24 protein-coding genes and 1 pseudogene are annotated in these 17766 nt (G+C 68.8%); 3 read left to right on the top strand and 22 right to left on the bottom strand.

Annotated features, from left to right (window positions below):
• Positions 1–125, bottom strand: a pseudogene (locus ACTHJJ_RS09310) (translation initiation factor IF-1); the annotation flags it as partial.
• A 228-nt stretch (positions 126–353) separates the two neighbouring features.
• Positions 354–698, bottom strand: a complete 345-nt coding sequence (locus ACTHJJ_RS09305; protein WP_440302663.1) for an iron chaperone — start codon at positions 696–698, stop codon at positions 354–356.
• A 101-nt stretch (positions 699–799) separates the two neighbouring features.
• On the opposite strand from ACTHJJ_RS09305, the gene ACTHJJ_RS09300 reads away from it, so the two are divergent.
• Positions 800–1450: a hypothetical protein gene (locus ACTHJJ_RS09300; RefSeq protein WP_440302662.1), complete on the top strand. Its 651-nt coding sequence runs from the start codon at positions 800–802 to the stop codon at positions 1448–1450.
• A 47-nt stretch (positions 1451–1497) separates the two neighbouring features.
• Here the strand turns inward: ACTHJJ_RS09300 and ACTHJJ_RS09295 are convergent, their stop codons facing one another.
• On the bottom strand, positions 1498–3000 hold the full coding sequence (locus tag ACTHJJ_RS09295; RefSeq protein ID WP_440302661.1) for a DHA2 family efflux MFS transporter permease subunit: 1503 nt from the start codon (positions 2998–3000) through the stop codon (positions 1498–1500).
• A 189-nt stretch (positions 3001–3189) separates the two neighbouring features.
• Here ACTHJJ_RS09295 and ACTHJJ_RS09290 point away from each other — a divergent pair, with 189 nt between their 5' ends.
• Together ACTHJJ_RS09290 and ACTHJJ_RS09285 are read left to right on the top strand one after the other, a co-directional pair.
• Complete coding sequence (locus tag ACTHJJ_RS09290; protein ID WP_440302660.1) at positions 3190–6057, top strand: aconitate hydratase; 2868 nt, start codon at positions 3190–3192, stop codon at positions 6055–6057.
• Positions 6058–6127: 70 nt separating this feature from the next.
• Positions 6128–6520, top strand: a complete 393-nt coding sequence (locus ACTHJJ_RS09285) for a carboxymuconolactone decarboxylase family protein (RefSeq protein WP_440302659.1) — start codon at positions 6128–6130, stop codon at positions 6518–6520.
• A gap of 57 nt (positions 6521–6577) precedes the next feature.
• Here ACTHJJ_RS09285 and gdhA read toward each other — a convergent pair whose 3' ends face one another.
• The 19 genes from gdhA to rplV all read right to left on the bottom strand — a co-directional run bounded on the left by gdhA (position 6578) and on the right by rplV (position 17759).
• Complete coding sequence (gdhA, locus tag ACTHJJ_RS09280; protein WP_440302658.1) at positions 6578–7933, bottom strand: NADP-specific glutamate dehydrogenase; 1356 nt, start codon at positions 7931–7933, stop codon at positions 6578–6580.
• 127 nt (positions 7934–8060) lie between these two features.
• Entirely contained in the window at positions 8061–8906 is an 846-nt protein-coding gene (map, locus tag ACTHJJ_RS09275) for a type I methionyl aminopeptidase (RefSeq protein WP_440302657.1), read from the bottom strand.
• A 13-nt stretch (positions 8907–8919) separates the two neighbouring features.
• Positions 8920–9489: an adenylate kinase gene (locus ACTHJJ_RS09270; protein WP_440302656.1), complete on the bottom strand. Its 570-nt coding sequence runs from the start codon at positions 9487–9489 to the stop codon at positions 8920–8922.
• Positions 9489–10811, bottom strand: a complete 1323-nt coding sequence (gene secY, locus ACTHJJ_RS09265; protein ID WP_440302655.1) for a preprotein translocase subunit SecY — start codon at positions 10809–10811, stop codon at positions 9489–9491. The genes ACTHJJ_RS09270 and secY overlap by 1 nt, the downstream gene beginning before the upstream one ends.
• A gap of 158 nt (positions 10812–10969) precedes the next feature.
• On the bottom strand, positions 10970–11443 hold the full coding sequence (rplO, locus tag ACTHJJ_RS09260) for a 50S ribosomal protein L15 (RefSeq protein WP_440302654.1): 474 nt from the start codon (positions 11441–11443) through the stop codon (positions 10970–10972).
• 1 nt (position 11444) lies between these two features.
• On the bottom strand, positions 11445–11627 hold the full coding sequence (gene rpmD / locus ACTHJJ_RS09255) for a 50S ribosomal protein L30 (RefSeq protein ID WP_440302653.1): 183 nt from the start codon (positions 11625–11627) through the stop codon (positions 11445–11447).
• Entirely contained in the window at positions 11627–12295 is a 669-nt protein-coding gene (rpsE, locus tag ACTHJJ_RS09250) for a 30S ribosomal protein S5 (protein ID WP_440302652.1), read from the bottom strand. Before rpsE ends, rpmD begins: the two co-directional genes overlap by 1 nt.
• Positions 12296–12335: 40 nt before the next feature.
• The gene (rplR, locus tag ACTHJJ_RS09245; protein WP_440302651.1) at positions 12336–12710 is read right to left on the bottom strand and encodes a 50S ribosomal protein L18; all 375 of its coding nucleotides are present in this window, start codon (positions 12708–12710) and stop codon (positions 12336–12338) included.
• 3 nt (positions 12711–12713) lie between these two features.
• Entirely contained in the window at positions 12714–13250 is a 537-nt protein-coding gene (gene rplF, locus ACTHJJ_RS09240; protein ID WP_440302650.1) for a 50S ribosomal protein L6, read from the bottom strand.
• Between the two features lie 12 nt (positions 13251–13262).
• Positions 13263–13661 (bottom strand): 30S ribosomal protein S8, encoded by a 399-nt coding sequence (gene rpsH, locus ACTHJJ_RS09235; protein ID WP_440302649.1) that lies wholly within the window; start codon positions 13659–13661, stop codon positions 13263–13265.
• 94 nt (positions 13662–13755) lie between these two features.
• Positions 13756–13941 carry a type Z 30S ribosomal protein S14 gene (locus ACTHJJ_RS09230; protein WP_301484340.1) on the bottom strand — a complete coding sequence of 62 codons (186 nt, stop codon included), beginning with the start codon at positions 13939–13941 and terminating at the stop codon, positions 13756–13758.
• Between the two features lies 1 nt (position 13942).
• Complete coding sequence (gene rplE, locus ACTHJJ_RS09225; RefSeq protein WP_440302648.1) at positions 13943–14521, bottom strand: 50S ribosomal protein L5; 579 nt, start codon at positions 14519–14521, stop codon at positions 13943–13945.
• A gap of 2 nt (positions 14522–14523) precedes the next feature.
• Complete coding sequence (rplX, locus tag ACTHJJ_RS09220; RefSeq protein WP_440302647.1) at positions 14524–14892, bottom strand: 50S ribosomal protein L24; 369 nt, start codon at positions 14890–14892, stop codon at positions 14524–14526.
• A 2-nt stretch (positions 14893–14894) separates the two neighbouring features.
• Positions 14895–15263, bottom strand: a complete 369-nt coding sequence (gene rplN / locus ACTHJJ_RS09215; protein WP_034715247.1) for a 50S ribosomal protein L14 — start codon at positions 15261–15263, stop codon at positions 14895–14897.
• Between the two features lie 220 nt (positions 15264–15483).
• Complete coding sequence (gene rpsQ / locus ACTHJJ_RS09210) at positions 15484–15768, bottom strand: 30S ribosomal protein S17 (protein WP_440302646.1); 285 nt, start codon at positions 15766–15768, stop codon at positions 15484–15486.
• Positions 15765–16130, bottom strand: a complete 366-nt coding sequence (gene rpmC / locus ACTHJJ_RS09205) for a 50S ribosomal protein L29 (protein WP_440302645.1) — start codon at positions 16128–16130, stop codon at positions 15765–15767. The genes rpsQ and rpmC overlap by 4 nt, the downstream gene beginning before the upstream one ends.
• Positions 16130–16549 carry a 50S ribosomal protein L16 gene (gene rplP / locus ACTHJJ_RS09200; RefSeq protein ID WP_440302644.1) on the bottom strand — a complete coding sequence of 140 codons (420 nt, stop codon included), beginning with the start codon at positions 16547–16549 and terminating at the stop codon, positions 16130–16132. The genes rpmC and rplP overlap by 1 nt, the downstream gene beginning before the upstream one ends.
• 2 nt (positions 16550–16551) lie before the next feature.
• A complete protein-coding gene (gene rpsC, locus ACTHJJ_RS09195; protein WP_440302643.1) occupies positions 16552–17382 on the bottom strand; it encodes a 30S ribosomal protein S3 in 831 nt (276 codons plus the stop codon).
• Between the two features lie 2 nt (positions 17383–17384).
• Positions 17385–17759 carry a 50S ribosomal protein L22 gene (gene rplV, locus ACTHJJ_RS09190; protein ID WP_440302664.1) on the bottom strand — a complete coding sequence of 125 codons (375 nt, stop codon included), beginning with the start codon at positions 17757–17759 and terminating at the stop codon, positions 17385–17387.
• Positions 17760–17766: the final 7 nt, after the last annotated feature.

Raw genomic sequence — 17766 nt, 5'->3', positions numbered from 1 at the left:
CGCATCTTGCCCGAGATGTGGGCGAGCACCTTGTGACCGTTGGAGAGCTCCACCCGGAACATCGCGTTCGGGAGAGCCTCGACGATCGTGCCCTCGATCTCGATGACACCGTCCTTCTTGGCCATATCCTCCGTCTATCTGTTGCGGCCGGCCCGGGATGGGTCGGCCAGGGGTGTGCCACTGTGGTTCTGCTGGTCTGCCGCCGGGACGGCATGCGGGTGCCCGGGCACACGACACCCAAGGATCAAGATTACCCGGGTGTGCGGCATAGTCCTAATCGGTGAGCACGGATCCCGCCTCCGGGGACGGGCCTCGCTCCCCCGCAACACGCCGAGCGGTGGAGGTCAGAGATGTCAGTCGAGCTCCGCGAGCCGCAGCTCGATGATCCGGGTCAACACCGCGTCCGGGACGGGCCGGTCGACGTCGAACCGGATGGTGCCTTTGGAGAGCGAGAAGCCGTCGAGGTCGGGGGCGACGGTGTGCACGACGGTGCCGCTGAAGGGATAGATCGCGAGGTGGTGCTTGGTCGCGATGGCGGCGATGAGCGGCTTCCCGCGATACAGGAGGACGGGCATCGCGTAGCTCACGCCCTCCTCCACCTCGGGCACGGAGTGACGGGCGAGGGCGATCACGTGCTCGAGGGCCGCCCGGCGGGCGTCGTCGTCGATCCCGGCCAGGTAGTCCGTCACCGCACCCATCCGGTCATCGTCGCAGAACCGACCCACCGAGGTGAGGGATCGGGTCAGGTGAATCGGCACGTGAGCGGCCCGGGAGGCCCGGTGGCTGACATGATCGCGGCGTGACTCACGTGACGCCGGAGAGCATCGAGGACTACTACGCCCGGATCCTGGCTGCCACCGACGGCGAGCGGCGCCTTCCGGTGGCTGTCGAGGAGATGCCCGGCTGGGACATCTACCCATACGAGCTCGAGTCGCTCCGGCTCAAGCCACTCCACCCGCTGGCCGATGCCGACCCGCCTCGCCGGGGAGAGTCCGCCGCGGACTGCTGGTGCGCGCGGCCCGCGAGACCCGACGACGGCACGACGGTCTGGCGCTCCGAGCGGTGGGTCGTGCACCTGACGTCAGACACCGGGCTCCCGATCGGGCTGACCCTGAGCCCGCTCGAGCACCACGACCTCCCGGACCTCCCGGGCGACCTCGCCGCGGAGATGGGCGTGTTCGTCGCCGCGATCTCCGCCGGCGTGGAGCGGGTCCCGAGCGTGGGGCGCGTCCAGCTGGCGAAGTACGGCGACGGCGGCGCGCACCTGCACCTGTTCTTCTTCGGCCGGCCGACCCGGATCCTGCAGTTCCGCGGCTCTCCCCTCATCGACTGGGAGGAGAACCTGCCGCGGGTCCCGCTGGCCGTCCTGCAGGCGAACGCCCGGGTCGTGGCCGACCACCTGGTCGATGCCGTCGGCGGCGAGGCGGGAGTGCTCTCGACCCCGAGCTGACGCAGGACCCGGCGCTCGCTCGTCCGGGGTCCCCTCGATGGTGAGGGTCAGGGGCGGACCTGGTGGGTGGGCCGCTCGAAGAAGAAGACCGCGACGACCCCGATGATCAGGACCGCGGCCGGCAGGAGCATCGCATCGGCCATCGCCGCGGCGAAGCCCCGCGCGACTGGCGGCGGCAGGTGCGCGCCAGCGGCCTGCTGGAACTGGTCGCTCTTGGCGGCCGCCCCAGGCAGGTGCGCGGCGAGCCGGGCCTCGATGACTGCCGCGATGGCGGCACTGCCGAGCACCGCGCCGACCTGCCGGGTGGTGTTGTAGATGCCCGCACCCGCGCCCGCGGAGTGCATCGGCAGGTTGCGGTTCGCGGTGGCTCCGAGCGGGCCCCACATGAAGGCCTGGCTGATCCCCATGAAACCCATCGGCACGAGGATCTGCCAGACCTGGCTGTCGGGCGTCATGACCCGGCTGACCCAGAAGAGGGACAGGGCCGTGCCGGCGATCCCGAACGGCGCGAGGGCCCGCGGGTGCACGCGGTCGGTGAGCCTGCCCGACACGGGGGCCAGCGCACCGGACAGCACCGCCATGGGAGCGAGCAGGAGCGCGGAGTGGGTGGGCGACATCCCCCTCACGACCTGCGCATAGAGCATGAACGGGAACGCCATCGCCGTGACGGAGCAGCCCACGGTCGTGATCGCGATGTTGGCCAAGGAGAAGTTGCGGTCTCCGAAGAGCGAGAGCGGCACGAGCGGCTCGCGCCGGTTGCGGCTCTGCCACCAGAGGAAGACGGCGAGGATCACGACCCCGAGCGCGATGAGGAGCGGCACCGAGATGACCCCACGGATCGTGCCCCAGTTGTACGTCTCCCCCTCCTGCACGCCGAAGACGAGCAGGAACATGCCGACGGCCGAGAGCAGGACGCCGATCCAGTCGAAGGAGTGCGTGTGCGTCGTCAGCTTCGGCACCAACCGCCAGGCGAGGACGAACGCGATGATCCCGACGGGGACGTTGATGAAGAAGATCCACTCCCAACCGGGGCCGTCGACGAGCACGCCACCGACGATCGGGCCGACCAGGATCGCCACGCCGGCGGTCGCGCCCCAGAGGGCCATCGCCTGGCCCCTGGACGCGGCCGGGAAGGTCCGGGTGATCACGGCCATCGTCTGCGGCGTCAGCATCGACGCGCCGAGACCCTGCACGACGCGGGCGATGATGAGCCAGCCGATCGAGCCGGTCAGGCCGCACCACAACGAGGAGAGCGTGAAGACGAGCAGGCCGAGCAGGTAGAGGTTCTTCGGGCCGAAGCGGTCGCCCATCCGGCCGGTGATGAGCAGGGGCACGGCATACGCGAGCAGGTAGGCGCTGGTGACCCAGATGACGTCGTTGACCCCCGCGCGCAGACCCTCCATGATCGCCGGCGTCGCGACGGACACGATGGTCGAGTCGACCAGGATCATGAAGAAGCCGAGGACCATCGCCCAGAGGGCCGGCCACGGGCTGCGCCCTTCGGGCTGGTCGGTCCCAAGGCCAGTGCCGGCGGACTGCTCGAGCGTCATGGGGCCCCTTTCAGACGCCTCTCGGCGTGACGGCTGGCGGCGGACGGGCCGTCCACGGACAGAACCGATCAAGCCTACTCCGCCCCCGGTGCCACCACCCTGAGGGCCGCTCGTCCCCGACGCCACCTCTGGCCAGCACAGCGAACCCGTGCCTACAGTGGCGAGCAGACCGCACCCGAGGAGAGCACCATGGCGATGGACAGTTTCGGCACGCTCGACAGCCTCACGGTAGGCGACACCGCGTGGCGGATCAGGCGCCTCGACCGGGTGCAGGGCGCCGACCGGCTCCCGTACAGCCTCAAGGTCCTGCTCGAGAACCTGCTGCGCAACGAGGACGGGCGCCTCGTCACCACCGAGCAGATCGAGGCGATGGCCGGCTGGGACCCGTCGGCCACCTCGAGCACCGAGATCCAGTTCACCCCTGCGCGTGTGCTGATGCAGGACTTCACCGGCGTGCCCTGCGTCGTCGACCTCGTCGCGATGCGCGACGCGATGACCGAGCTCGGCGGAGACCCGCAGAAGATCAACCCCCTCATCCCGACCGACCTCGTCATCGACCACTCCGTCATCGCGGACGTCTTCGGCAGGCCGGACGCCTTCCGGATCAACACCGAGCTCGAGTTCGGCCGCAACAAGGAGCGCTACCAGCTGCTCCGCTGGGGGCAGCAGGCCTTCCGGGACTTCAAGGTCGTCCCGCCGGGCACCGGCATCTGCCACCAGGTCAACCTCGAGCACCTGGCCCGGGTCGTCTTCACCCGGGACAGTGACGACGGGCCACTCGCCTACCCCGACACCCTCGTCGGCACCGACTCGCACACCCCGATGGTCAACGGGCTGGGCGTGCTCGGCTGGGGCGTCGGCGGCATCGAGGCCGAGGCCGCCATGCTGGGCCAGCCGATGAGCATGCTCATCCCGCAGGTCGTCGGCCTCAAGCTGACCGGCGAGATGCCGCCGGGGACCACCGCCACCGACCTCGTCCTCACGGTCGCGGAACTGCTCCGCGAGACCGGGGTCGTCGGGCGCTTCGTCGAGTTCTTCGGCCCGGGCGTCGCCAACGTGCCGCTCGCGAACCGCGCGACGATCGGCAACATGAGCCCGGAGTACGGCTCCACGGCCACCATGTTCCCGATCGACGACGAGACCCTGTCCTACCTGCGGCTCACCGGCCGCGAGGAGGAGCAGGTCCGGCTCGTCGAGGCCTATGCCAAGGAGCAGGGCATGTGGCACGACCCGAGCAACGAGCCCCAGTTCTCCACGGTCGTCGAGCTCGACCTCGGCACCATCGAGCCGTCCATCGCCGGGCCGAAGCGGCCCCAGGACCGCATCCCGCTGCGGGTCGCGCCCGGCACGGTGGGAGCCCTGCTCACCGGGCGGAGCTACGACGTGGCAGTGGTCGCGGGTGTGGTGGAGGCCGACGAGGAGGCCAGCCTCGACGAGGCCTCGGAGGAGTCCTTCCCGGCGAGCGACCCCATCGCCGTCGGCGCGTCGACTGCCCACGACCGGCCCCGCGCCCCGATGAGCGACGACCAGCGGACCGCCATCCCGAGCAACCCGGTCGACATCACGCTCGAGGACGGTCAGGACACCACCGTCGACCACGGCCACGCCGTCATCGCCGCGATCACCTCGTGCACCAACACCTCCAACCCCTCGGTCATGATCGGCGCCGGCCTGCTCGCGAAGAAGGCCGTCGAGAGGGGCCTGAGCCGCAAGCCGTGGGTCAAGACCAGCCTCGCCCCCGGGTCCCGGGTCGTCACCGACTACTTCGACAAGGCCGGCCTCACGCCATACCTCGAGAAGCTGGGCTTCGACCTCGTCGGCTACGGCTGCACCACCTGCATCGGCAACTCCGGCCCCCTCATCCCGGAGGTGAGCGCCGCGGTCAACGACAACGACCTCACCGTCTGCGCCGTCCTCTCCGGCAACCGCAACTTCGAGGGCCGGATCCACCCCGAGGTGAAGATGAACTTCCTCGCCTCGCCGCCGCTCGTCATCGCCTACGCGCTCGCCGGCAGCCTGCGCGCCGACCTCGTCGACGACCCGATCGGCACCGACCCCGACGGCAACCCGGTCCATCTCCGGGACATCTGGCCCACCGAGCAGGAGATCAACGACGTCGTCTCGGAGTGCGTCGAAGCGGACATGTTCGACGCGGGCTACTCAGACCTCTACGCCGGCGACGACAACTGGCGCGGCCTCCCGGTCCCCGAGGGGCACCGCTTCGACTGGGACCCCGACTCGACGTACGTCCGTCGCCCGCCGTACTTCGACGGCATGCCTCGCACACCCGACCCGATCACCGACATCACGGGCGCCCGTGTGCTCGCCCTGCTCGGTGACTCCGTGACGACCGACCACATCAGCCCCGCAGGCGCGTTCAAGACCGACTCCCCGGCCGGCCAGTACCTCAGCGCCCACGGCCTGGAGCGCAGGGACTTCAACTCCTACGGCTCACGGCGCGGCAACCACGAGGTCATGATCCGCGGGACCTTCGCCAACATCCGGCTGCGCAACCAGCTCGCCCCCGGGACCGAGGGCGGCTTCACCCGCGACTTCACCGAGCCGGACGGCCCGGTCACGACGATCTTCGACGCCGCGGAGCACTACGCCGCCGCCGGAACGCCACTCGTCGTCATCGCGGGCAAGGAGTACGGCTCCGGTTCGTCCCGTGACTGGGCCGCCAAGGGAACCACGCTGCTCGGGGTGCGCGCCGTCATCGCCGTCTCCTACGAGCGGATCCACCGGTCCAACCTCATCGGCATGGGCGTCCTCCCGCTGCAGTTCGCCGAGGGCGAGAACGCGCAGGCGCTCGGGCTCGACGGCACCGAGACGTTCGCGATCACCGGCCTCGAGGGCAGCGAGCAGCTGCCGCGGACCGTCACCGTGCGCGCCGAGAAGGACGGCGAGACCAGGGAGTTCACCGCCACGGTGCGCATCGACACGCCCGCCGAGGAGTCCTACTACCGGCACGGCGGCATCCTCACCTATGTCCTGCGCCAGCTCCTCGGCCCCCAGACGGAGCCCGATGAGGTCCCGGCGCCCGAGCCTGCGGGCTAACGCGACTCCGCTCCGCGGCATACGAGACGAGCACGGGAAGAGGAGCATCACGCGCAGGACGGCGCGTCACATGGGTGAGCACGCACAGCGCCTCTCGATCCAGGACAGCGCCCCGGACGCGTATGCCGCCGTGCTCGGTCTCGAGCGGATGGTCCACTCGCGGGGGCTGGCCTCTCGGCTCATCAACCTCGTCAAGATCCGGGCCTCGCAGCTGAACGGGTGCGCCTACTGCCTGTCGATGCACCACCATGAGGCTCGCCGCGACGGGGAGAAGCAGTCGCGGCTCGACATGCTCTCGGCCTGGCGCGAGGCGGAGTTCCTCTACACGGAGCAGGAGCAGGCCGCGTTGCGGCTCACCGAGGAAATGACGCTCATCGGCGAGCACGGCGTCTGCGACGAGGTGTGGGACGCCGTGACCGACGCCTTCTCCTGCCCGGACGAGGCGCCAGGTGCGTCGCCTTGACGCGTCCGCGCTGCATCGAGGCGACGCCGCTACGTCAAGGCGACGCGTCCGGGCGGCTCAGATGACGCCGAGGGCGAGGACCGCCTCGGCGAGCTGGACGAACGACGACGTGTTCGCCCCGAGGATGTAGTTGCCCGGCGCGCCATACTCATCGGCGCTCGCCGCGCACCGCTCGTGGATCCCGCGCATGATGCCGGCGAGGCGCTCCTCGGTGTACTCGTGGCTCCACGAGTCGCGTGAGGCGTTCTGCTGCATCTCCAGGGCCGAGGTGGCGACCCCGCCGGCGTTGGCGGCCTTGCCGGGGGCGAAGAGGACCTCGGCGTCGAGGAAGACGCGGGTCGCGGCCGGCGTCGAGGGCATGTTGGCGCCCTCGGCGACCACGCGCACGCCGTTCTTGACGAGGGTGATCGCAGCCTCCTCGTCGAGCTCGTTCTGCGTCGCGCAGGGCAGGGCGATGTCGCAGTCGACGTCCCAGATTGACCCGCCCGACACGAACTGGGCCCTGCTCCGCTGGTCCGCGTACTCACTGATCCGGCCGCGCTGCACCTCCTTGAGCTCCTTGAGCAGGTCGAGGTCGAGGCCGGCCTCGTCGACGATGTAGCCGCCGGAGTCGGAGCAGGCGACGACGCTCGCGCCGAGCTGCTGGGCCTTCTCCACGGCGTAGATGGCGACGTTGCCCGACCCGGAGACGACGACGCGCTTGCCGTCGAAGGAGTCGCCCTGGGCCCGCAGCATCTCGTCGGCGAAGAAGACCGTCCCGAAGCCGGTCGCCTCCTTGCGCACCAGCGAGCCACCCCAGCCCAGGCCCTTACCGGTGAGGACGCCCGACTCGTAGCGGTTCGTGATGCGCTTGTACTGCCCGAAGAGGTAGCCGATCTCGCGGCTGCCGACGCCGATGTCACCGGCCGGCACGTCGGTGTACTCGCCGATGTGCCGGTAGAGCTCGGTCATGAACGACTGGCAGAAGGCCATGATCTCGCGGTCGCTGCGGCCCTTGGGGTCGAAGTCGCTGCCGCCCTTCCCGCCGCCGATCGGCATCCCGGTCAGGGCGTTCTTGAAGGTCTGCTCGAAGCCGAGGAACTTGATGATGCCGAGGTAGACGCTGGGGTGGAAACGCAGTCCACCCTTGTACGGGCCCAGCGCCGAGTTGAACTCGACCCGGAAGCCGCGGTTGATCTCGACCTCGCCGCTGTCGTTGACCCACGGCACGCGGAAGATGATCTGGCGCTCGGGCTCGCAGAGCCGTTCGAGGACCTTGGTCTCGGCGAACTCCGGGTGCTTCAGGGCCACCGGGGTGAGCGACTCGAAGACCTCGCGGACGGCCTGGTGGAACTCCTGTTCCCCCGGGTTGCGCCGCAGCACCACCTCGTAGAGATCCTGCAGGTGGGGGGTGAGCTCGGGCGTCGTGGTCATCGGAGGGACTCCTTACGATCGTGAACGGACGCGATTGTGCCGATCCGGGCCCGCTCGCCGCAGATGCGGTCAGGGAGCGGACGTTCGGGCGGCACGGGCGTCGTCGACCGTGACCTTGCGCGTCGCGTCAGGGAATGGGGGCGTATGGCGCCCCGCGGGCTTCGAGCCCCGCCTGGCCGCCGTCGAGGGCGGTGAGGATCCAGATGCCCTCATCGCGGACGACGACGCTGTGCTCGAAGTGACATGCTCGCGAACCGTCGGAGGTGACGACGGTCCAGTCGTCGGCGAGGACCCGGGTGTCGGTCCCGCCGAGGGTGATCATCGGCTCGATGGCGCCGGTGAAGCCGTGGACGAGGCGGGGTCCCGCCTCGCCGGTCGAGTAGTTGGGGATCTGGGGGTCGAGGTGCATCTTCTCGCCGATGCCGTGGCCGACGTACTCGTCGATGACTCCGTAGGTGTGGTGGTCCCGCCCGGCGGCCGCGTCGATGCTCGCCTCGATGGCGTCGCCGATGTCGTAGAGCCGGCCGCCCACCTTCATCGCGGCGATGCCGTCGTAGAGGCTCGCCTCGGTGGCCGCCATGAGGTCCAGGTCCTCGGGCCGGGCCGCCTCGGGGCCGCCGACGACGACCGAGATGGCAGAGTCGCCGTTCCAGCCCCTCACCTCTGCGCCGCAGTCGATCGAGATCAGGTCGCCCTCGCGCAGCACGCAGGCGCTGCTCGGGATTCCGTGCACGACCTGGTCGTTGACGCTCGTGCAGAGGGTGTGGGAGTAGCCCGGGACGAGCTGGAAGTTCGGGATGCCGCCATGGCTGCGGATGAAGTCCTCCGCGAGCCGGTCGAGCTCGAGCGTGGTGACCCCCGGCCGGATGTGCTCTCGCAGCATCTCGAGGGTGCGCCCGGTGAGCAGGCCGGCCTCCCGCATGAGCAGGATCTGCTCGTCGGTGCGGCTGCGCAGCTTGTGGCGTCCGAACACGTCTGGCTCCCGGTCAGGCCGACTGAGGCAGGGCGGCGATGATCCGCTCGGTCACCTCGTCGACGTCGCCCATCCCGTCGACCTGGACGAGCAGGCCGGCCTCGGCGTAGTGCTGCGCGAGCGGGGCGGTCTCCTTGCGGTAGATCGCCTGCCGCTCGCGGATGACCTCCTCGGTGTCGTCGACGCGCTGCTCGATGGCGGCACGCTTGAGGAGCCGGTCGACGACCGCGTCCTCGTCGACGGTGAGCTCGAGCACGGCATCGAGCGGGTGTCCCTGCTTGCCGAGCATGCCGTCGAGGGCCTCGACCTGACCGCTGGTGCGGGGGTAGCCGTCGAGGAGGAAGCCGCCCTCGGCGTCGTCCCAGGTGAGCCGGTCCTCGACGATCTCGTTGGTCACCTCGTCGGGGACGTAGCCCCCCGATGCGAGGATCTTCTCGACCCGCTGCCCCAACGGCGTCTGCTGCTTGATGTTGGCGCGGAAGATGTCGCCGGTGGAGATGGCGGGGATGCCGAGCCGCTCGGCGATCCGAGCCGCCTGCGTCCCCTTGCCCGCTCCGGGAGGGCCGAGAATGATCAGTCGCATTACCGGAGGAACCCTTCGTAGTGTCGCTGTTCGAGCTGCGCCTCGATCTGCTTGACCGTCTCCAGGCCGACGCCGACGAGGATGATGATCGACGTCCCGCCGAACGGGAAGTTGGACTGGTTGGCCTCGACCATGACGAAGGCGATGACCGGGATCAGCGAGACGACGGCGAGGTAGATCGCGCCCGGCACGGTGATTCGGGTGATGACGTACTGGAGGTACTCGGCCGTGGGTCGCCCGGCGCGGATACCTGGGATGAAGCCACCGTACTTCTTCATGTTGTCCGCCACCTCGGTGGGGTTGAACGTGATCGACACGTAGAAGAAGGTGAAGAAGATGATGAGCGCGGTGTAGATGATCATGTACATCGGGTGGTCACCGCGGGTCAGGTTGTTGCTGATCCACTGGGCCCAGGCCGGTCCGCCGGACGCGTTCTGCTGGAACTGCGCGATCATCGCGGGCAGCGCGAGCAGCGAGGACGCGAAGATGACCGGGATCACGTTGGCCATGTTGACCTTGAGCGGGATGTAGGTCGAGGTGCCGCCGTACATCCGGCGGCCGACCATCCGCTTGGCGTACTGGACCGGGATGCGGCGCTGGGACTGCTCGACGAAGACGACGGCGCCCAGGATGAAGAAGCCCATGAGGCAGATGCCGAGGAAGGTGCCCCAGCCCTTGTTCTCCTTGATCTGCCACAGCGCACCGGGGAAGTTGGACGCAATGGAGAGGAAGATCAGCAGCGACATGCCGTTGCCGATGCCCCGGTCGGTGACGAGCTCGCCGAGCCACATGATGAGGCCGGTGCCGGCGGTCATCGTGAGGACCATGATGACGATCGTCACCATCGAGTGGTCGACGAGGATGTTGTCACAGCCGGGCCCGAAGAGCGCGGACGGGTTGCGCGCAAAGGTCACGAGGGTCGCGGACTGGAGGACCGCGAGGCCGATCGTCAGATAACGCGTGTACTGCGTCATCTTCGTCTGGCCGGCCTGGCCCTCCTTCTTCAGCTCCTCGAACCGGGGAATCACGACGGTCAGCAGCTGCACGATGATGCTCGCGGTGATGTACGGCATGATGCCGAGCGCGAACACCGACAGCTGGAGCATCGCGCCACCGCTGAAGAGGTTGGCGAGGCTGAGGAAGCCGGCCTGGTCACTGCCGAGCGCCTGGCTCTGCGCCAGACAGGCCTGGACCAGCGGGTAGCTCACCCCTGGGGTGGGTAGGTGCGATCCGAAGCGGAACAACGCGATGATGCCCAGGGTGAAGAGCAGCTTCTTGCGCAGGTCCGGGGTGCGGAACGCGCGAACAAAAGCGGCGAGCACTGGTCCTCCTGAGGGGCCGCGAGGTGACGCGGCGTGGTCATGCAATCCGGTGAAGGGTAACCCAGAAACGCGAGACCCCGGACGCCCTCCCGCGGACCGACTTTGTGTCGAACCGCACGAGAGCGCCCGGGGTGGGCGTCACTGCATCGAGCCCGTCGTCACTCGCCGTCGACCAGCGAGGTGACCGAGCCGCCGGCGGCCTCGATCTTCTCCTTGGCGGCGGCCGAGAACTTGTGAACCTGCACGTCGACCTTGACGGAGATCTCGCCGGTGCCGAGCACCTTGACCAGGTGGCCGTCACGGACGGCACCCTTCTCGACGAGGTCCGCGACGGTCACCGCGCCACCCTCCGGGAAGAGGGCCTGCAGGCGGTCGAGGTTGATCACCTGGTACTCGGTGCGGAACGGGTTCTTGAAGCCGCGCAGCTTCGGCAGGCGCATGTGGAGCGGCATGGAGCCACCCTCGAAGCGCTGCGGAACCTGGTAGCGAGCCTTCGTGCCCTTGGTGCCGCGACCGGCGGTCTTGCCCTTGGAGCCCTCACCGCGACCCACGCGGGTCTTCGCGGTCTTGGCACCCGGGGCGGGCCGCAGGTGGTGCACCTTCAGGGCGCTGCCTTCAGACTTCTCAGCCATGTCAGTCAACCTCCTCGACGGTGACGAGGTGGGTCACCGTCTTGACCATCCCGCGGATCTCGGGACGGTCCTCCTTGACGACGACGTCGCCAATGCGCTTCAGACCGAGGCTGCGCAGCGTGTCACGCTGGTTCTGCTTGCCACCGATCTCGGAACGGACCTGGGTCACCTTGAGGCGCGCCATCAGGCACCTGCCTTCTCGGCCGCCTTGGCGTCCGCGATCCCCGCAGCGCGGGCCTTGAGCATGGCCGCCGGGGCGACCTCCTCGAGGGACTTGCCGCGGCGAGCCGCGACGGCCTCGGGACGCTCGAGCTCGCGGAGGGCCTGGGCCGTCGCGTGCACGATGTTGATCGCGTTGTCGGAGCCGAGCGACTTGGACAGGACATCGTGGATGCCCGCGCACTCGAGGACCGCACGCACCGGGCCACCGGCGATGACACCGGTACCGGGAGCGGCCGGCCGGAGCATGACGACACCCGCGGCCGCCTCGCCCTGGACGGGGTGAGGGATGGTGCCCTGGATGCGGGGGACGCGGAAGAAGCCCTTCTTGGCCTCCTCGACACCCTTGGCGATCGCCGCGGGCACCTCCTTGGCCTTGCCGTAGCCGACGCCCACGGTGCCGTCACCGTCGCCGACGACGACGAGGGCCGTGAAGCTGAAGCGGCGACCACCCTTGACGACCTTCGCGACGCGGTTGATGGTCACGACGCGCTCGACATACTGGTTCTTCTCGGCGTCACGGCCCTCGCGGTGGTCACGACCGCCACGGCGGTCCTGACGCTCCTGGCGGTCGCCGCGCTCGCCGCCGCGCTCACCGGCGGGGCCGGTGCCTCGACGCTGCTGTCCGGGCATCAGATGTTCCTCATCTCAACGATTGCGTTCACGTGAATGGTCACAGGGCCAGCCCACCTTCGCGAGCGCCCTCCGCGATCGCCGCAACACGACCGTGGTACTTGTTGCCGCCGCGGTCGAACACGACGGCCTCGACCCCGGCGTCCTTGGCCCGGGCCGCGACGAGCTCGCCGACCCTCTTGGCCTTGGCGGTCTTGTCGCCGTCGAAGGCGCGCAGGTCCGGCTCCATCGTGGAGGCCGAGGCGACCGTGCGGCCGACGGTGTCGTCGACGACCTGGACGAACATGTGCCGGGTCGAGCGGGACACGACGAGGCGGGGCCGTGCCGCGGTGCCGGCGATCTTCTTGCGACCGCGCACCTGGCGACGGATCCGGGCGGCGGCCTTGCTCTTGCCGCGCTTGATGATCATTGCCATGGCTTACTTACCGGCCTTTCCAACCTTGCGACGGATCTGCTCGCCCGCGTAGCGAACGCCCTTGCCCTTGTACGGGTCGGGCTTGCGGAGCTTGCGGATGTTGGCCGCGACCTCGCCGACCAGCTGCTTGTCGATGCCCTGCACCGAGAAGCGGGTCGGGTTCTCGACCGCGAAGGTGATCCCGTCCGGGGCCTCGACGAGAACCGGGTGCGAGAAGCCGAGGGAGAACTCGAGGTTCGAGCCCTTCGCGGCAACGCGGTAACCGGTGCCGTAGATCTCCATCTTCTTCTCGTAGCCCTCGGTGACACCGAGGACCATGTTGTTGATGAGCGAGCGGGTCAGGCCGTGGAGCGAGCGCGAGTCACGCTCGTCGTTCGGGCGCTTGACCTCGAGCGTGCCATCCGTCTGCTCGACGCTGATCGGCTCGGGCACCGTGAGGGCAAGCTGGCCCTTGGGGCCCTTCACCGTGATGTCCTGGCCGCTGACGGTGACGTCGACGCCGGCCGGGACGGAGACCGGAAGTCGTCCGATTCGCGACATGTCAGTCTCTCCTTACCAGACGTAGGCGAGGACTTCCCCACCCACGCCCTTCTCGTGTGCCTGCCGGTCGGTCAGCAGCCCGCTCGACGTCGAGATGATCGCGACGCCGAGGCCGCCGAGCACGCGCGGGAGGTTCGTGGACTTCGCGTAGACGCGAAGACCGGGCTTGCTCACGCGGCGGACGCCGGCGATGGAGCGCTCGCGGTTGGGGCCGTACTTGAGGTCGACGGTGAGGGTCTGGCCGACCTCGGCCTCCTCGACCTTCCACCCCGCGATGTAGCCCTCGGCCTCGAGGATCTCCGCGATGTTCTTCTTCAGCTTCGAGTACGGCATGGACACCGCGTCGTGGTGCGCCGAGTTGGCGTTACGCACGCGGGTCAGCATGTCCGCAATCGGGTCAGTCATTGTCATGTGGGCTTCTCCGCCCTTCCTCACCGGGGTTTCGACCGGGCGAGATGCCGGGCCGACCTACGGTGTCAGAGGTCTGTGTGGGTCTTGAGTGGGATTACCAGGAGCTCTTGGTCACGCCGGGAAGCTCGCCGCGGTGCGCCAGCTCGCGCAGGCAGATGCGGCAGAGACCGAACTTCCGGTAGACCGAGTGCGGCCGGCCGCAGCGCTGGCAGCGGCTGTAGGCGCGCACCTTGAACTTGGGCTTCTTGTTCGCCTTGTTGATGAGGGCGGTCTTCGCCATGTCAGTTCTCCTTGAAGGGGAAGCCGAGCGCCTTGAGCAGCGCGCGCCCCTCGTCATCGTTGGTCGCCGTGGTGACCACGGTGATGTCCATACCGCGGACGCGGTCGATGCGGTCCGGGTCGATCTCGTGGAACATCGACTGCTCGGTGAGCCCGAACGTGTAGTTGCCGCGGCCGTCGAACTGCTTCGGGGAGAGCCCACGGAAGTCGCGGATGCGGGGCAGTGCGATCGAGACGAGCCGGTCGAGGAACTCCCACATCCGGTCGCCGCGCAGCGTGGTGTGCGCGCCGATCGGCATGCCCTCACGCAGCTTGAACTGGGCGATCGACTTGCGGGCCTTCGTCACGACGGGCTTCTGACCGGTGATCGCGCCGAGGTCGCGGACAGCACCCTCGATGAGCTTGCTGTCACGGGCGGCGTCGCCGACACCCATGTTGACGACGACCTTGACGACACCCGGGACCTGCATGACGTTGTCGTAGCCGAACTGGTCCAGCAGGCCGGACTTGATCTCGTCCTGGTACCGCTGCTTGAGGCGGGGCTTCGCCACGGCGGTGGCTGTCACGGTGTTCTCCGACATGCTCACAGGTCCTTGTCCGACTTGACGGCGACACGGACGCGGGACGCCTTCTGGCGGCCGTTCCGCTCGACGGTCTCGACGCGCGTCTTGATCCGGGTCGGCTTCTTGCTCTCCGGGTCGACGACCATCACGTTGCTGACGTGGATCGGCGCCTCGGTGTGCGTCAGGCCGCCCGTGCGCGTGCCGCGCGCGGTGGCGCCGGCCTTGATGTGCTTGGTGACGCGGTTGATCCCCTCGACGAGCACACGCTGGCTCTCCGGGTAGACCGCGATGACCTTGCCCTGCTTGCCCCGGTCGCCGCCGTTCTTCTGGCTGCGGCCCGAGATGACCTGGACGAGGTCGCCCTTCTTGATCTTCATCTTGTTCGCCATGCTCACAACACCTCCGGCGCGAGCGAGATGATCTTCATGAACTTCTTCTCGCGCAGCTCGCGGCCGACCGGGCCGAAGATGCGGGTCCCACGGGGGTCCCCGTCACCCTTGAGGATGACCGCGGCGTTCTCGTCGAACTTGATGTACGACCCGTCGGCGCGGCGGCGCTCCTTGACGGTGCGCACGATGACGGCCTTGACGACGTCACCCTTCTTCACGTTGCCACCGGGGATCGCGTCCTTGACCGTGGCGACGATGGTGTCGCCGATGCCGGCGTACCGACGACCCGAGCCGCCGAGGACACGGATGCAGAGCAGCTCCTTGGCACCCGTGTTGTCGGCGACGCGCAGTCGCGACTCCTGCTGAATCACTGTCTAACTCCTGTCGTCGTGCTGGTTCTCCCATGGAGATGAATCCGCGCCCCGCGCGATTTCTTCTCCATCGAAGCCTTGCCGAACTGGATGGGCACGTGACCTGCGCCCGGGCTGAGCGGCATACAGAGCCTGTATGACGCTCACCACGGCAGCCAGCCACGCGGGCTTTTGGGGGGTGGTCGGGGGGTAGGCCCGCCAGGGCCGAACCCCCGACCGTTTACTTCGCCTTCTCGAGGATCTCGACGACGCGCCAGCGCTTCGTCGCGGAGAGCGGCCGCGTCTCCATGATGAGCACGCGGTCACCGACGCCGGCCTCGTTGCGCTCGTCGTGGGCCTTGACCTTGCTGCTGCGACGCAGGACCTTGCCGTAGAGCGCGTGCTTGACGCGGTCCTCGACCTCGACCACGACGGTCTTGTCCATCTTGTCGCTCACCACGTAGCCCTGGCGGGCCTTGCGGTAGTTGCGATCGGCCGTGGCCGTCGTCTCCTGCTGCTCACTCATGCCTGGGCCTCCTCAGCCTGCTCGTCGGCCTGCTTCTCGGACGTGGCTTCCGCAGCGTCCTCCGCTGCTGCCTCGTCCTTCTTCGCGGCCTTGGCGGCCTTCTTGCCGGCCTTCTCCTCCGCGGCGGGAGCCGGGACAGGGGCCGAGCCGATGCCGAGCTCGCGCTCGCGCATCTCGGTGTAGATCCGGGAGATGTCCTTCTTGACCGCGCGGAGCCGGCCGTGGTTGTCCAGCTGGCCGGTGGCCGACTGGAACCGGAGGTTGAACAGCTCCTCCTTGGCCTTCTTCAGCTCGTCGGCGAGACGGGCGTCGTCAAGCCCCCGCAGCTGGTTGGGCATCAGGTCCTTGGTACCGACTGCCATCAGTTGTCACCACCCTCACGCTGGACGAAGCGGCACTTCATCGGGAGCTTGTGCATCGCGAGACGGAGCGCCTCGCGGGCGACCGGCTCGGAGACGCCGGACAGCTCGAACATGACGCGCCCCGGCTTGACGTTGGCGATCCACCACTCGGGCGAGCCCTTACCGGAACCCATGCGGGTCTCGGCGGGCTTCTTGGTGAGCGGACGGTCCGGGTAGATGTTGATCCAGACCTTTCCGCCACGCTTGATGTAGCGGGTCATGGCGATACGCGCGGACTCGATCTGCCGGTTCGTCACGTACGCCGGCTCGAGCGCCTGGATGCCGTAGTCGCCGAAGGCGATCTTCGTGCCGCCCTTCGCAGCGCCCGAACGGTCCGGGTGGTGCTGCTTGCGGTGCTTGACTCGACGGGGAATCAACATGGTCAGGCCTGCTCATTCTCGGTGCTGGCCGGGGCGGGGGCCTCGGCGGCAGCCGTGGACTCGGTGGCCACCGGCTCCTGCGGAGCAGCGGCCTCGGTGCGGTCACCGCGGCGGGCGCGGTTCGGACGGTCGCCGTCACGACGCGGGCCACGCGACGGGCGCGGGGCGGCGGCCTGCTGGGCCGCGAGCTCCCTCGCCGTGAGGTCGCCCTTGTAGATCCACACCTTGACGCCGATCCGGCCGAACGTCGTGCGGGCCTCGTAGAAGCCGTAGTCGATGTTGGCGCGGAGCGTGTGCAGCGGGACGCGACCCTCGCGGTAGAACTCGGTCCGGCTCATCTCGGCGCCGTTGAGGCGGCCGGAGACCTGGACGCGGATGCCCTTGGCGCCGGCGCGCTGGGCGGACTGCATGCCCTTGCGCATCGCGCGACGGAAGGAGACACGGGCCGACAGCTGCTCGGCGATGCCCTGGGCGACGAGCTGGGAGTCGACCTCCGGGTTCTTCACCTCGAGGATGTTCAGCTGGACCTGCTTGCCGGTGAGCTTCTCGAGCTCGCCACGGATCCGGTCGGCCTCGGCGCCGCGGCGGCCGATGACGATGCCCGGCCGGGCGGTGTGGATGTCGACGCGGACACGGTCGCGGGTGCGCTCGATCTCGACCTTGGCGATGCCGGCGCGCTCCATGCCGTTCTCCATGAGACGGCGGATCGCGACATCCTCCTTGACGTAGTCGCGGTAACGCTGCCCGTCCTTGGTGGAGTCAGCGAACCAGCGGCTCTTGTGCTCGGTCGTGATGCCCAGCCGGAAGCCGTTCGGGTTGACCTTCTGGCCCATGGTCAGCGGCCTCCCTTCCCGTTGTTCTTGCTGTTCTCGGCGACGACAACCGTGATGTGGCTCGTGCGCTTGTTGATGCGGCCGGCGCGGCCCTGGGCGCGCGGACGGAACCGCTTCATCGTCGGGCCCTCGTCGACGAACGCCGCGGCGATGACGAGGTTGCGCTCGTCGAAGGCGACCGACTCACGGTCGGCCTTCACGCGGGCGTTGGCGATGGCGCTCTCGACGACCTTGCGCACCGGCTCGGACGCAGCCTGCGGCGCGAACTGGAGCGTCGTGATGGCGTCCGTCGCCTGCTTGCCGCGGATGAGGTCCACGACACGGCGCGCCTTCATCGGCGAGACACGGACGTGCCGTGCCGAAGCCTTGGCTTCCATGACTTCT

The sequence above is a fragment of the Intrasporangium sp. genome (genome assembly GCF_051961875.1).
In the GTDB taxonomy this organism is placed as follows: domain Bacteria; phylum Actinomycetota; class Actinomycetes; order Actinomycetales; family Dermatophilaceae; genus Intrasporangium_A.
The sequence above is the reverse complement of the archived record's forward strand: the minus strand, read 5'-3'. Positions and strand labels throughout refer to the sequence as shown.